Source organism: uncultured Lactobacillus sp. (genome assembly GCF_948948975.1).
GTDB lineage: Bacteria > Bacillota > Bacilli > Lactobacillales > Lactobacillaceae > Lactobacillus.
The window spans coordinates 36,508-50,291 of record NZ_CARBVX010000008.1; the positions used below are offsets into that span (position 1 = coordinate 36,508).

Here is a 13,784-nt window from a genome sequence, read left to right on the forward strand (position 1 = left end):
AGTGGGATTATTTGATAAAATCAAGAAATCTCTTTTTGGTCATAAAGAAGATGAAGAACAAGAAGAAAGTAAAAAAGAACTAACTGAAAATTCAAATGAAGAACTTCAAGAGCCTGCAGAAACCAATGAAGATGAAGATCTTCAAAAAAATGAAGAGGTTGTAGAGCCTAAGCCTGAAACTTCTGAAGATGAACGTAAAGAAGAAAATGAAGAAGTTGAGGAAACTCCAGGCTGGAGTGATGCTGGAACTGCTTTTGAAGAGAAACAGGATGAAGTTGAAGAATTTCAAGAAGATCAAAAAGCACCTGATTTAGAAAAAGAAAAGCCTGCAGAAACTGAATCTACTGAAGAGATTTCTGAAGAAGTAACTACAGAAGATGAACAGGAAAGATATGACAAAGGGTTAGAAAAAACCAATCATTCTTTTGGGGCCCGCCTAAATGCATTTTTTGCTAAATTTAGAACAGTCGATGAAAACTTTTTTGATGATCTTGAAGATTTATTAATTGAATCTGACGTTGGTTTTGAAACTGCTGAAGAATTAACTGATTCTTTACGAGATGAAGCCAAACTCCAAAATGCAAAAAGTCATGATGCCTTAAAGCAAGTAATAGTTGAAAAATTAGTTGATATTTATGATAAAGGTGGCGAAAGTGAAGATTCTAAATTAGCCGATGATCCTTCTGCAAAGCCTAATGTTTATCTTTTTGTTGGCGTTAATGGAGCTGGAAAAACAACAACCATTGGTAAATTAGCTAAGAGAATTAAAGACTCAGGCAAGTCTGTCATGATGGTAGCTGCCGATACTTTTAGAGCAGGTGCTGTAGAACAATTAGTGGAATGGGGTCGACGTGATGGTGTTGAAGTAATCACTGGCCCTGAAAAAGCCGACCCGGCTTCTGTAGTTTATGATGGTGTTAAAAAAGCTAAAGAGAGAGGAATCGATTTCTTATTAGTTGATACAGCTGGTCGTCTTCAAAATAAGGTCAATTTAATGAGCGAGCTTGATAAAATTAAGCGAACAATAAAGAAAATCTTGCCCGATCAACCAAATGAGGTTCTTTTAGTCCTTGATGGCTCAACAGGTCAAAATGCACTCTTACAAGCAAAAGACTTCGATAAAACTACTAAACTTACGGGTCTAGTTTTAACTAAGCTTGATGGCTCATCTAAGGGTGGAGTAGTACTAGCAATTCGAAATGAAATGGATTTACCAGTTAAATTAGTTGGTCTTGGAGAAAAAGTTGATGATTTGGCAAACTTTGATGCAGAAAAATTTGCAATCGGACTCTTCCAAGGATTAATCTAATAATAAGCAAAGTTACGATTAATATATAAGGAGTAAACAATGAAGCATTTAAGTGCATGTACAACTATTTTAGTGGGAAAAAACGCATCAATTGATGGATCAGTAATGATTTCACGTAATGACGATACTGCAGGTGCAATTACGCCACAAAAGTTTATTATTGAGCCAGCTGTTCATGGGGAAAAAGGACGTAAAATTAAATCTTGGCTTAATAAGTTTGAAATGGAACTTCCTGAAGATGCTCAAAGAGTTCCAGCAGTTCCAAATGTTGACTATAAAAAGTTAGGTTATTATGACGAAAGTGGTATTAACCAAAAGAATGTTGCTATGTCATGTACTGAATCAACTTATGGGAACGAAAGAACCTTAGCATTTGATCCATTAGTTAAAGATGGTTTAGATGAAGATTGTATGCAGACTGTAGTTTTGCCATATATTGATTCCGCAAGAGATGGTGTAAAACGTCTTGGTTCCTTAATTAAAAAATATGGTTCACCTGCTGGAAATTCAGTTTTGTTTGGTGACAAAGACGAAGTATGGTACATGGAAATCGTTACGGGACACCATTGGGTTGCTCAACGTATTCCAGATGATTGTTATGCAGCTACTGGTAACCGGGTTGCTATTCAACAAGTTAATTTTGATGATCCAGATAACTTTATGTGGAGTGAAGGGATTCAAGAATTCGTTGAAGAGCATCACTTAAATCCTGATCATGAAGGTTGGAATTTCCGTCATATTTTTGGAACTTATACTGAACAAGATCGTCACTACAACACTAGTCGTCAATGGTATATCCAAAAACTTTTCAATCCAGAAATTGAACAAGATCCTGAAGATCCAGATATTCCTTTCATTAGAAAAGCTTCTAAGAAATTAGCTAAAGAAGATATTGAATTTGCACTTGGTTCTCATTATCAAGATACTCCATTTGATCCATTTGGTCATGGAACAGAAGAAGAAAAGCATCGTTATCGTCCAATTGGTTTAAATAGAACTCAGAACTCACATATTTTGCAGATTAGAAGCGATGTTCCTGAAGAAATGGCTGGTATTATGTGGTTATGTATTGGTGGACCAACATTTACCCCATATATCCCATTCTTTGCTAATATGAACGAAACTGATCCATCCTTTAACAATACGTCAATGACTTATAATAAGGAAGATGCATGGTGGTACTATAAATCTCTTGCTGCTTTAGTTGAAAGTCATTATCCTCAATTTGTTCAACTTGATGCCAAATATCTTGAAGAATTGAATAGATACTACCGCGGTAGAGTTGAAGAAATTATTGAAAATGCTAAAGATTTAAGTGGTGAGGAATTAACCGACTACTTAACTCGTGAAAATCAAAAGACTGTTGCCCATACTAAGAAAGATAGTGAAGAATTAATGGGTCAAATGTTTACTGATGCGATTAAGATGTCTAAGTTAACATTTAAAATGGATCCAAATCTTTAATTAAAATATTTGCATATAAGAAGGTTAGGAAAAATTGCCTAACCTTCTTTTTTGAAATTAATTAAGCTAAAAGTCTCTTAAAACTACATAGCTATTATTTTAGAAATACATTTTTTTTGCTATACTGTTTCAAGGTGAGACAAATGGCTGAACTTGAAAAAAATGAAAGATTAGGCGACTTATTTGCCTACTACGGTCCATTATTAACAAAAGGACAACAAGAGTATTTTGAGGATTATTATTACAATGACCTTTCTTTAGGGGAAATTGCGGATAATCATCATGTCTCTCGACAAGCTGTTTATGATAATTTGAAACGAAGCAGCCGTGCTTTGGAAAAATATGAAGATAAACTTCATATGAAACGTGATTATACTCAAATAGAAGAAAAAATTACTGAAGCAGTATATGCCCTTGAACATGGCAAGATCAATCGAGCTCAGATTGAACTTTTGAAATTATTAAGACAAATGGGAGTAGAATAGTATGGCTTTTGAAAATTTAAGTGAAAGACTTCAAAAAGCATTAAAAAATTTAACTGGTAAAGGTAAGATCTCAGAAGCAGATATTAATGATGCTAGTCGTGAGATTCGATTAGCTTTACTAGAAGCGGACGTTAACTTTAAAGTTGTAAAAGACTTTATTAAAAAAATAAAAAAGGAAGCTTTAGGTAAAGAAGTCCAAGATAGTTTAAATCCAGGACAACAAATCATCAAAATTGTTGATGACGAGTTAACGAAAATGATGGGAGAAGAGGCTGTTTCTCTTAATAAATCTCCGCATATTCCAACAATCATTATGATGGTAGGTTTACAGGGTACTGGTAAAACTACTACTGTTGGTAAACTTGCAGACTACTTAATGAAGAATGAAAAAGCTCGTCCTTTGCTAATTGCAGGTGATATTTACCGTCCAGCTGCTATTGAGCAGTTAAAGCAAATTGGTCAACAATTAGACGTACCGGTTTATAGTGAAGATAACCAAGATGTAGCAGAAATTGTAAAGCATGGTCTTGAAGAAGCTGATAAAAATAAAAATGACTACGTCTTGATTGATACGGCTGGGCGTCTTGAAATTGATGAGCAATTGATGGATGAATTAAAGCGTGTCACTGAGGTTGCTCATCCTGATAATACTCTATTAGTTGTTGATGCAATGACAGGTCAAGCAGCTACACAAGTAGCAGAGGGGTTTAATGAGGACTTAGATCTGACTGGAATTGTTTTAACTAAGCTTGATGGTGATACTCGTGGTGGTGCCGCACTTTCTATTCGTGCTGTCACTGGCCTTCCAATTATCTTTACGGGTCAAGGTGAAAAATTAACTGATCTTTCTACTTTCCACCCTGATCGAATGGCTTCACGTATCTTAGGCATGGGTGATATGTTGACCTTAATTGAAAAGGCTCAGCAAGATTACGATGCTAAAGAAGCCGAAAAAATGGCTGAAAAGATGCGGGAGAATACTTTTGATTTTAATGACTTTATTGATCAAATGGAACAAGTTCAAAAAATGGGTCCTCTAGATCAAATCATTAAAATGATTCCTGGATTAGGTAATAATCCTGCTCTTAAAAATATTCAGATTCCGGAAAAGCAAATCGATCACATTAAGGCTATTGTTTATTCAATGACCCCAGAAGAGCGTGAAAATCCTGATATTCTTAATCCATCAAGAAGACGTAGAATTGCTGCCGGTTCGGGTAGATCGATCGCTGAAGTTAACCGAATGATTAAGCAATTTAAGCAATCAAAAGAAATGATGCAAAAGATGACTAAAGGTGATATGGGTGAATTGGCTAACTTACCAGGAATGAATTCACCAATGGGCAAGATGGCGATGAGATCAATGAATAAGCGCTTTAAGAAAAATAAGAAGAAACGGATGAAGAATATTAAACGCTATCGTTCAAAATAATTTTCAACTGTTAAGGAAAACCCCTTTACACATATTTTTCTATATGCTATATTATTTAAGTCAAGAAATTTAGGAGGAATTAATTAATGTCTGTTAAGATTCGTATGCGCCGTATGGGCTCAAAGAGAAAACCTTTTTACCGTATCGTAGTTGCTGATTCACGTATGCCACGTGATGGTCGTTTCATCGAAGAAGTTGGTTACTACAACCCACTTACTAACCCTGATGAAGTTAAGCTTGAAGAAGACAAGATTTTTGAATGGCTTGAAAAAGGTGCTCAACCATCAGATACTGTAAGAAGCTTACTTTCAAAAGCTGGTTTGATGACTAGATACCACGACGCAAAGTACGGTAAGTAATTTACTATTGCAATTAGAAGTTTGGGAAAGCTCTTCCCAAACTTTTTTATTTAGAAAGAATAAGTTCTATGACTGAATATTTTGAAGTTGGAAAGATATTGTCTCCTCATGGATTAAAAGGAGAAGTTAAGGTAAATGCAACAACTGATTTTCCAGAGGAAAGATTAGCTACAGGAAGTAGATTGTTTATTAAGAATAATAAGCAGTATGAAGAATTAATTGTAGAAAATACTCGACGCCATAAACAATTTTATTTAGTTAAATTTGAAAAGATTGATGATATTGATCAGGCTGAAAAAATTTGCAGTAAAGAATTATATGTAGCAGAAACAGATCAACAAGAATTACCTGAAGGTAGTTATTACTTTAAAGATATTTTAAATTGTCCCGTCTATGATGCTGAGACTGGAGAAAAGCTAGGAGTATTAGAAAACATTGAAACTCCAGGTGCTAATGATATTTGGGAGATAAAGCCAGAAAAAGGAAAGAGTTTTTGGATTCCAAATATTGAATCAGTAGTTAAAAAAGTTGATCTAGCCAATAAGAGAATAGAAGTAACTTTGCTTGAAGGATTACGAGATGAAAATTAATGTTTTAACCCTTTTTCCAGATATGTTTACTCCGTTGCAAGTATCAATGTTAGGAAGAGGTCTAGAAGACAAAAAATGGGAATTAAACTTAGTTAATTTCCGTGACTTTACTAGCGACGTACATCATCATGTGGATGATACTCCTTATGGAGGTGGAGCTGGGATGGTACTTCAAATTATGCCAATAAAAAAAGCCCTAGATTCTTTAACTAATAAAGGAAAGGTAATTATTACAGCTCCACAAGGAAAAACTTTCAATGAAAAAATGGCTCAAGATTGGTCAAAAGAAGAAAATTTAACTTTTATTTGTGGTCACTATGAAGGCTTTGATCAGAGAATCTATGACTTGGCTGATGAAACAGTTTCAATTGGTGATTACGTCCTTACTGGTGGAGAATTACCAACAATGAGTATGATTGATGCTACCGTTCGTCTCTTACCGGGAATTTTAGGGAATGCTGCTTCTCCAGTAGAAGAAAGTTTTTCACATGGTCTTTTAGAATATCCGCAATATACGCGTCCTGCTGATTTTGAAGGTAAGAAAGTCCCTGAAGTATTAACATCGGGTAATCACCAAAAAATTGCTGAGTGGCGTCATAAGGAGGCATTACGAGCAACATATCTCTATCGGCCTGATATGTTAGCTGACCGTAAGTTGACAGATGAAGAAAAGAGAATGCTTGAAGAAATTAAAAGTGAAAAAGAGAATTAGTATTTACAAGTATTTTTCTATTTGGTAAACTAGTCGTTGTGGCATAAGCCACTGATTTATGGGTATTCCGCTGGCACAAGGTGTTGATGAATGCCGTAGAAGGAGAGAAAATAATGGATCCATTAATTCAAGAATTAACTAAAGAACAATTACGCGATGATATGCCTGACTTCCGTGCAGGTGACACTGTTCGTGTTCACGTACGTGTTGTAGAAGGTACTCACGAACGTATTCAGATGTTCGAAGGTGTTGTAATTAAGCGTAAGGGTGCTGGTATCAGCGCAACTTACACTGTACGTAAGATGTCATCAGGTATTGGTGTTGAACGTACTTTCCCAGTAAATGACCCACGTGTTGCTAAGGTTGAAGTTCTTCGTCACGGTCGTGTACGTCGTGCTAAGCTTTACTACTTACGTGAACGTCACGGTAAAGCAGCTAGAATTGCTGAAAAGCGTCGCGGTTAATTCAGTTAATCAAGACAGTATTAAGCCATCTCGAAAGAGATGGCTTTTTTTATCGATAAAAAAAGAGTTTCAAAATAGAAACTCTTTTTGTTTAATAAAATGTAATGTGATTTAGTGGCCAGTAGCGCAGCTTTACTACTCCCACAATTTTACTTCGTGGAATTGTTCCAATATAGCGACTGTCTTTAGAAACGCTTCGATGGTCTCCCATTACAAAATATGTATTAGCAGGAACTTTATTAGTCTTTTGCATTTCTTTTAGTTGCTTTGAAGTATAAAATTGACGATAATTTTGAGTTTTGGCTAGAGAACTCAGAGTGAAATTTTGTGTATTGGTATATTTAGTACCTGAAATCCCGTCTTCTCCATTGTCAATTAATTTTTGACCAGTCTTTAACCATGGTTGACTAAGTTTTTTACCATTAATATAAATTTGATTATTTTTACTTACAATGGTATCTCCGGGTAACCCGATTACTCTCTTAATATATACGGCCCCAGGCTCATCAGGCGCATCAACAATTACAATGTCGCCTTCCTTAATCTTAGCATGTCTAAGAGCAATAACACGATCGTTATTTTCAAAAGTAGGTTGCATTGAAATTCCAGATACAGTTAAGTTGGCAAAAACATATTTATTTAGTACAAAAAAAATACCAAAAAATATGGCAGCTAGAATTAGTACCTGGAGAATCCACTGACCCCAGCTTTCAGATTGTTCTTGTTTTTTCAATTTTTTCACCTTATTTAATCTATTTCAACATAAAGTGTAACCCTAAATTATCATTTTGTCGATTAAACAAAAAAGATGAAAAATAATTTTAATTTATATAATTAAATGCGAGATAAAGGTCTTGAAGAAGTCGAAAATTTTAATTTAGCTTATAATGAAAACAACAAGAACAATCATAAGAAGGGAGTAAAAAAGATGCATGAGTATTCAGCTGGTAGTATTGTTTATCGTATTGAAAATAATAAAATAGAATTTTTACTTGTACAAAGTAGACTTAACCGAACTTGGGGCTTTCCGAAAGGGCATCTCGAGAAGGATGAAAATAATGTACAAGCTGCTCAAAGAGAGGTTTATGAAGAAGTGGGATTAAAGCCAGATTATGATTTTAATTTTGAGGAAAGTATTACTTATAAAATTGCCCGAGATCGATTAAAAACTGTAACATTGTTTTTGAGTAAATTTAATCCAGATCAAAAAATAAAGTTACAAAAAAGTGAAATTGGAGACTATAAATGGGCAACTTTAGCCGAAGCTAATTCTTGTTTGCATTATGAAGAACTGAAAGAACTATTGAAGAAGGCGCAGGAATATATTGAAAATGAAATATCCAGATAAACTCTTAGCTGAAGTTAAGGAAAGATCAAAGGGGATGAAATTAGAAGGAATAAATTTTGGTGCTGGCCCAGTTCATCCCAAGCTTATGATTGTAGGAGAAGCGCCAGGAAGAGAAGAGATAGAATCGCTGATTCCTTTTCATGGGGCATCTGGAAAAGAATTAATGAAATCCTTAGCATCAATTGGTCTTAAACGAGAAGATGTTTATATAACTAGTGCTGTTAGAAGCCGACCTTACAGTATTAAGCACACATTTAGTAAAAAAGAAAATAAAGAAGTAATCAAATATCCTAATCGAAAGCCGACTAAAAAGGAAATTTTGGCACATGCACCATTTTTAGATTATGAAATTAACTGTGTTAAACCTAAAATTATTGTAACAGTAGGTACGACCGCTCTAACTCGATTACTAGACGATAGATATGAAATAAGTAATGTGCACGGGAAAATTATTGAAAATACCCCAATTTTAGAATTAAACGATAAAAAAGATGGTTATATCTGGTCTAAAGAAAAGTATATCGTTGTACCCCAATATCATCCCGCAGCTGTTTTCTATAATAGAAAATTAACCGAAATAATTGCACAGGACTGGTTAAATATAAAACCGCTAATTAAATAGCAAAAAATGGTAGGAAGTCTCATTCCTACCATTTTTTAATCAATATTATTACGATATAAGCCTACAACTTTACCTAAAATTTGAACCACAGGTAAAATGATTGGATCCATTGTATCGTTTTCAGGCTGCAGACGGTAATAACCGTCTTCTTTGAAAAATCTTTTGACAGTTGCTTCGTTATCTTCAGTCATAGCGACAACAATTTCACCATTATTAGCACTAGATTGTTTACGAACAATGACATGATCACCATTTAAAATTCCTGCATTAATCATTGATTCGCCATGGACACGCAACATGAAAAGCTCGCCAGCGTCATTTTCGAGATCAGGAGGAAGAGGGAAATACTCATCGATGTCCTGAACGGCTAAGATAGGTTGACCAGCAGTAACTACGCCAACAACAGGAATGTCTTTTGGTTTAATGCCTAGGGCTTCGCGGCCTTTTTCAGTTACTTCGATTGCTCTTGGTTTAGTAGCATCTTTTAAAATATAGCCTTTCTTTTCTAGGCGTGCTAAGTGACCATGAACAGTTGAAGTAGAAGAAAGATCAACTGCGCTACAGATCTCCCGTACTGTGGGAGGAAAAGCTCGCTCTTCGACGGTATCGTAAATAAAACGTAAAATTTCTAATTGTTTATTTGCATGTGGTTCAGTCATAATTTTTTCTCCATTTACTTACTTATTAGTATTCTAACAAAAAAATATTATCTCGGCAAACAGGCGTTCTTAGCAGTTGAGTCTTTTTTTATTGGTATAATTAAGGTAAACTAACATTGTTTAGTGAGGTGTTTATTATGGATAAAAAAGAAGAAGAAAAATTAATTAAGCGAATCAATGAATTAACAAAAATTAGTAGAGAACGTGAGTTAACTCCTGATGAGTTAGAAGAACGTAAAAAATTAAGATCTGCTTTTCTAGAAAACTTCCGCGCTGGATTTAGACAACAATTAGAGGATACTGTCGTTATTGATAAAGATGGTAAAGAAGTAACTTCAGAAAAAGCTAAAGAGGCACAACGTCGTAAAGGATTAAGAAAAGATTAATAATTTACTTTAAAAAAAACTATTTTTTTGGTATGCTGAAAAAGTACATTAATTTCTGGAGGTTTTTGGGAAATGAATTTAGGTTTAGCAATTTTTCTTATTATTATCGCATTATTAATCGGTCTTATTGGCGGATTTTATGGTGCTCGCGCATACATGAAGAAGTATTTCCAAGACAATCCTCCTATTAGTGAAGATATGATTGCAGCTATGATGGCGCAAATGGGACAAAAACCATCTGCTAAGAAGCTTAATCAAGTTATGAATATGATGAAGCATCAACAACAAAAATAGTAGCTTACTTTACTAATATTTGGTAGTAGACAGAGGATCATATTCCTCTGTCTTTTTGTATGTGTATGTGGTGGGGTGAAAAATGAATATTTTTAGTAAATTAGGATGGTTTTTTAGGCAAGAAAAGAAAAGATATATTATTGGTATTAGTTTTTTAGCTTTAACTTCAATTGCCAATTTAGTCCCACCTAGAATTTTGGGACTGATGGCTGACCAGCTAGATAAAGGATCAATTAGCTGGGGTGAGTATGGTGCATTGATTCTAGCTGTCATTGCTGCAGCAATAGTTTTATATTTATTGCGCTACTTTTGGCGTAAGCAAATTTGGGGTGGAGCAGCAGAATTAGAAAGACAAATGAGATCCCGCTTATTCAAGCATTTTATGATAATGGATAAAACCTTTTATCAAAGGCACCGCACTGGGGATTTAATGGCACATGCGACTAATGATATTAATTCCATTCAAAATGTAGCTGGAGATGGAGTTTTGACTTTAGTTGACTCTTTGGTTACTGGTGGAACTACAATGATTGCGATGATTATTTTTACCGATTTTAGATTAACAATTATTGCCCTTTTACCACTTCCTTTTCTTGCTTTAGGTGCTTGGAAGTTAGGAGATAAGCTTCACTATAGTTTTGACAAATCACAAGCTGCATTTTCACGTTTAAATAATAAAACACAAGAATCAGTTTCTGGGATTAAAGTATTAAAAGCCTTTGGTGAAAGTGAGCAGGATTCGGCTGCTTTTAATAAAATGGTAGATGATACTATTCAAATCAATAAGAAAGTTTTTAAATGGGATTCAATGTTTGATCCATTAGGGACATTAATTATTGGAGCAACTTATGTAATTACGATTATCTATGGTGGACTACTGGTATCAAATCATACGTTATCAGTTGGTCAACTGGTTTCTTTTATTGCCTATATTTCTAATATGGTATGGCCAATGTTTGCAATTGGTTATTTATTTAATATTTTAGAGCGTGGATCAGCCTCTTATGATCGTGTTGAACGTCTATTATATGAAAAACCTCAAATTACTGATGAAAATGCTGATCAAAGCTTAACAGCTGCAGATATTCAAGGTGATTTAAAATATGAAATTAAATCCTTTGCCTATCCTGATGAAAAAGAGATACCAGTTTTGCAAAATATTAATTTTACATTAAAACCAGGACAAACATTAGGATTAGTAGGGAAAGTTGGATCTGGAAAGACCACTATTATTGAGCTTTTATTAAGAGAGTTTGATCAATACCAAGGAAAAATAAGCTTAGGGGGTCATGATATTAGAAATATCCCCTTAAAACTACTTTTAAGTGAAATTTCGTATGTTCCACAAAATAATTTCTTATTTTCTACCTCTATTGAAAAAAATATTGCTTTTTCTGATGAAAATGTAGAGAAGAATAAAATTGAATCTGCAGCTCAAAAAAGTGATTTACATGATGATATTTTACAAATGCCAGCTGGGTATAAAACATTGGTGGGTGAAAATGGAGTATCTTTGTCTGGGGGACAAAAACAAAGATTGTCAATTGCGCGAGCCTTGTTAAAAGAAAGTCCTATTTTGATATTAGATGATGCTCTTTCAGCGGTAGATGCAAAAACAGAGACCTCTATTTTGGATTCCCTTAAATCGGAAAGAAAAGGGAAGAAGACTTTAATTGCAGCCCATCGTTTGACCTCAGTAATGGACGCTGATCTTATCTTAGTGCTAAAAGAGGGTAAGATTGTTGAAAGAGGAAAACATGCTGACCTTTTAGCTCAAAATGGCTGGTATGCTGAAATGTGGCGTAAACAAGAATTACAAGCAAAGGTGGGTGAAGTAGATGGACAATAACGAAGAGAGTAAATCAGTTTGGTCTAAAGCAATTCCATTTAAAGAACAAGTTCAAATATTTAAGCGGATTTTAAAGTACGTAAAGCCTTTTAAAGTAGAATTGGGAGTTGCGATTTTTGGTGCTTTCTTAGTAAGTGTAATTAATATGCTTTTACCAAGGGGACTACAGTTTTTCTTGGATAATTATTTGATCAAACAAAAGGCAACGGTACAGATTATAATTTGGGCTGGACTATTATATGGAATCGGAACAATTATTAAGGCAATTCTTCAATTTGTATATCAATATTTATATGCACTTGGCGCTGAAAAAACACTTGAAAGTGTAAGAAAAGATTTATATCGAAAACTTCATAGTTTAGGAATGCGTTATTTTGACCAAACCCCAGCAGGTTCAATTGTCTCAAGAGTTACTAATGATACGATGACTTTAAGCGACTTTTTGGGTGTACTTTGTCAAGTAGTCATTGGAGTATTCTCGTTAGTAACTGCTTTTATAGCAATGTATGTAACCAATAAATTTGCGGCGTTAATTGTCTTGATGTTTTTACCAATTTTAGGTTTTATTTTCTGGATTTATACACAAAAGAGTTCCAGATTGTACCGTGCTTTTCGTGAACGGCTTAGTCGAATTAATACTAATTTAAATGAATCTATTGAGGGTGTTTCTCTAATTCAGCAATTTAAGCAGGAAAAAAGAATGACAAACCATTTTGAAAATGAGAATGGTACTTTGATGAGAACACGTTTTAACTTGATCCGAGTTAACTCACTTTTGTTATCACCAATGACCAGTTTGCTGTATTCATTGGCCCTTGCATTAGTGTTAATGTATTTTGGTTTTCCAATGCAAAAGACTTTTGTTCCTGCCGGAATTGTATATGCTTTTTCTCAATATGTACAACAATTTTTTAATCCTATTTCTACTATGATGGATCGAATGACTTCTTTTCAGGATGGAATTGTGGCAGGCAAACGTATTTTTAGAATTATGGATGAAAAAGAATACGAACCGCGACAAGAAAATGATGAAAGAGCAGTTATTTCGAAAGGAAAGATTGAATTTAAAAATGTCAGCTTTTCTTATGATGGAAAGAATGAAATCTTACATGATGTATCTTTTGTAGTTAATCCGGGTGAAACTTTAGGAATTGTTGGTCATACTGGATCAGGAAAGAGTTCAATTATCAATGTAATGATGAGATTTTATGAATTTGGTAGTGGGGAAGTACTTATTGATGGCATTGATATTAGGAAGTTTCCGAAGAAAGAATTACGTAAAAAACTAGGACTAGTTTTACAAGAACCCTTTATGTTCTATGGAGACATTTCTTCAAATATTCGCTTGTATAATGACAAAATTACAGATCAACAAATTAAAGATGCTGCTCAAACCGTCCAAGCAGATTCATTTATTGAAAAAATGCCAGGTAAATATCATGCAAAAGTGATTGAAGGTGGATCAGAACTTAGTCAAGGACAACGACAATTAATTTCATTTGCACGAACCTTAGTAACTGATCCTAAAATTTTAGTTCTAGATGAAGCAACGGCTAATGTTGATACAGAAACCGAAAATTTAATTCAAGAGGGATTAAAGAAGCTTCGTCAAGGAAGAACGACTTTGGCAATTGCGCACCGTCTTTCAACAATTGCAGATGCGAACCAGATTATTGTTTTGGATAAAGGAAGAATTGTTGAACGTGGTACACATGAGGAACTCTTGAAGAAGAAAGGGTACTACTACAATCTTTATAAGCTTCAACAAAATAGTGGTAAATAAAAAGCTCGATCGTTTAAGATCGAGCTTT

The 13,784-nt window shown here is 34.4% G+C and carries 16 protein-coding genes; 14 read left to right on the forward strand and 2 right to left on the reverse strand.

The features are described 5' to 3' along the window. The first annotated feature begins 1 nt into the window (after window position 1). The 8 genes from ftsY to rplS all read left to right on the forward strand — a co-directional run bounded on the left by ftsY (window position 2) and on the right by rplS (window position 6,815). Window positions 2–1,309 (forward strand): signal recognition particle-docking protein FtsY, encoded by a 1,308-nt coding sequence (gene ftsY, locus Q9R40_RS04720; RefSeq protein ID WP_300722656.1) that lies wholly within the window; start codon window positions 2–4, stop codon window positions 1,307–1,309. Between the two features lie 39 nt (window positions 1,310–1,348). Further along, window positions 1,349–2,773 (forward strand): C69 family dipeptidase, encoded by a 1,425-nt coding sequence (locus Q9R40_RS04725; protein ID WP_304676582.1) that lies wholly within the window; start codon window positions 1,349–1,351, stop codon window positions 2,771–2,773. Between the two features lie 143 nt (window positions 2,774–2,916). Further along, window positions 2,917–3,258: a YlxM family DNA-binding protein gene (gene ylxM, locus Q9R40_RS04730; RefSeq protein WP_297940355.1), complete on the forward strand. Its 342-nt coding sequence runs from the start codon at window positions 2,917–2,919 to the stop codon at window positions 3,256–3,258. Window position 3,259: 1 nt separating this feature from the next. Continuing rightward, window positions 3,260–4,690 carry a signal recognition particle protein gene (gene ffh, locus Q9R40_RS04735; protein ID WP_297940357.1) on the forward strand — a complete coding sequence of 477 codons (1,431 nt, stop codon included), beginning with the start codon at window positions 3,260–3,262 and terminating at the stop codon, window positions 4,688–4,690. A gap of 86 nt (window positions 4,691–4,776) precedes the next feature. Further along, complete coding sequence (gene rpsP / locus Q9R40_RS04740; protein ID WP_003647505.1) at window positions 4,777–5,049, forward strand: 30S ribosomal protein S16; 273 nt, start codon at window positions 4,777–4,779, stop codon at window positions 5,047–5,049. A 68-nt stretch (window positions 5,050–5,117) separates the two neighbouring features. Continuing rightward, the gene (rimM, locus tag Q9R40_RS04745; RefSeq protein WP_004895297.1) at window positions 5,118–5,639 is read left to right on the forward strand and encodes a ribosome maturation factor RimM; all 522 of its coding nucleotides are present in this window, start codon (window positions 5,118–5,120) and stop codon (window positions 5,637–5,639) included. After that, window positions 5,629–6,351, forward strand: coding sequence for a tRNA (guanosine(37)-N1)-methyltransferase TrmD (gene trmD / locus Q9R40_RS04750; RefSeq protein ID WP_298490708.1), 723 nt, complete (start codon window positions 5,629–5,631; stop codon window positions 6,349–6,351). Before rimM ends, trmD begins: the two co-directional genes overlap by 11 nt. 113 nt (window positions 6,352–6,464) lie before the next feature. Beyond that, the gene (rplS, locus tag Q9R40_RS04755; protein WP_003647502.1) at window positions 6,465–6,815 is read left to right on the forward strand and encodes a 50S ribosomal protein L19; all 351 of its coding nucleotides are present in this window, start codon (window positions 6,465–6,467) and stop codon (window positions 6,813–6,815) included. A gap of 91 nt (window positions 6,816–6,906) precedes the next feature. On the opposite strand, the gene lepB is transcribed toward rplS, so the two are convergent. Further along, window positions 6,907–7,548: a signal peptidase I gene (gene lepB / locus Q9R40_RS04760; RefSeq protein ID WP_304676602.1), complete on the reverse strand. Its 642-nt coding sequence runs from the start codon at window positions 7,546–7,548 to the stop codon at window positions 6,907–6,909. 195 nt (window positions 7,549–7,743) lie between these two features. Here lepB and Q9R40_RS04765 point away from each other — a divergent pair, with 195 nt between their 5' ends. Both Q9R40_RS04765 and Q9R40_RS04770 read left to right on the forward strand, forming a co-directional pair. Further along, window positions 7,744–8,163, forward strand: a complete 420-nt coding sequence (locus Q9R40_RS04765; RefSeq protein WP_300593185.1) for a bis(5'-nucleosyl)-tetraphosphatase — start codon at window positions 7,744–7,746, stop codon at window positions 8,161–8,163. Next, window positions 8,147–8,785: a uracil-DNA glycosylase gene (locus Q9R40_RS04770; RefSeq protein WP_297940365.1), complete on the forward strand. Its 639-nt coding sequence runs from the start codon at window positions 8,147–8,149 to the stop codon at window positions 8,783–8,785. The genes Q9R40_RS04765 and Q9R40_RS04770 overlap by 17 nt, the downstream gene beginning before the upstream one ends. Window positions 8,786–8,820: 35 nt before the next feature. Here the strand turns inward: Q9R40_RS04770 and lexA are convergent, their stop codons facing one another. Continuing rightward, window positions 8,821–9,444 (reverse strand): transcriptional repressor LexA, encoded by a 624-nt coding sequence (gene lexA, locus Q9R40_RS04775; RefSeq protein WP_011162245.1) that lies wholly within the window; start codon window positions 9,442–9,444, stop codon window positions 8,821–8,823. 137 nt (window positions 9,445–9,581) lie between these two features. On the opposite strand from lexA, the gene Q9R40_RS04780 reads away from it, so the two are divergent. The 4 genes from Q9R40_RS04780 to Q9R40_RS04795 all read left to right on the forward strand — a co-directional run bounded on the left by Q9R40_RS04780 (window position 9,582) and on the right by Q9R40_RS04795 (window position 13,756). Then, complete coding sequence (locus Q9R40_RS04780) at window positions 9,582–9,830, forward strand: DUF896 domain-containing protein (protein WP_004895283.1); 249 nt, start codon at window positions 9,582–9,584, stop codon at window positions 9,828–9,830. A gap of 72 nt (window positions 9,831–9,902) precedes the next feature. Continuing rightward, entirely contained in the window at window positions 9,903–10,124 is a 222-nt protein-coding gene (locus Q9R40_RS04785; RefSeq protein ID WP_135352012.1) for a YneF family protein, read from the forward strand. A gap of 82 nt (window positions 10,125–10,206) precedes the next feature. Beyond that, a complete protein-coding gene (locus tag Q9R40_RS04790) occupies window positions 10,207–11,973 on the forward strand; it encodes an ABC transporter ATP-binding protein (protein WP_304676609.1) in 1,767 nt (588 codons plus the stop codon). Next, window positions 11,963–13,756: an ABC transporter ATP-binding protein gene (locus tag Q9R40_RS04795; RefSeq protein WP_304676612.1), complete on the forward strand. Its 1,794-nt coding sequence runs from the start codon at window positions 11,963–11,965 to the stop codon at window positions 13,754–13,756. The genes Q9R40_RS04790 and Q9R40_RS04795 overlap by 11 nt, the downstream gene beginning before the upstream one ends. The last annotated feature ends 28 nt before the right edge of the window (window positions 13,757–13,784 follow it).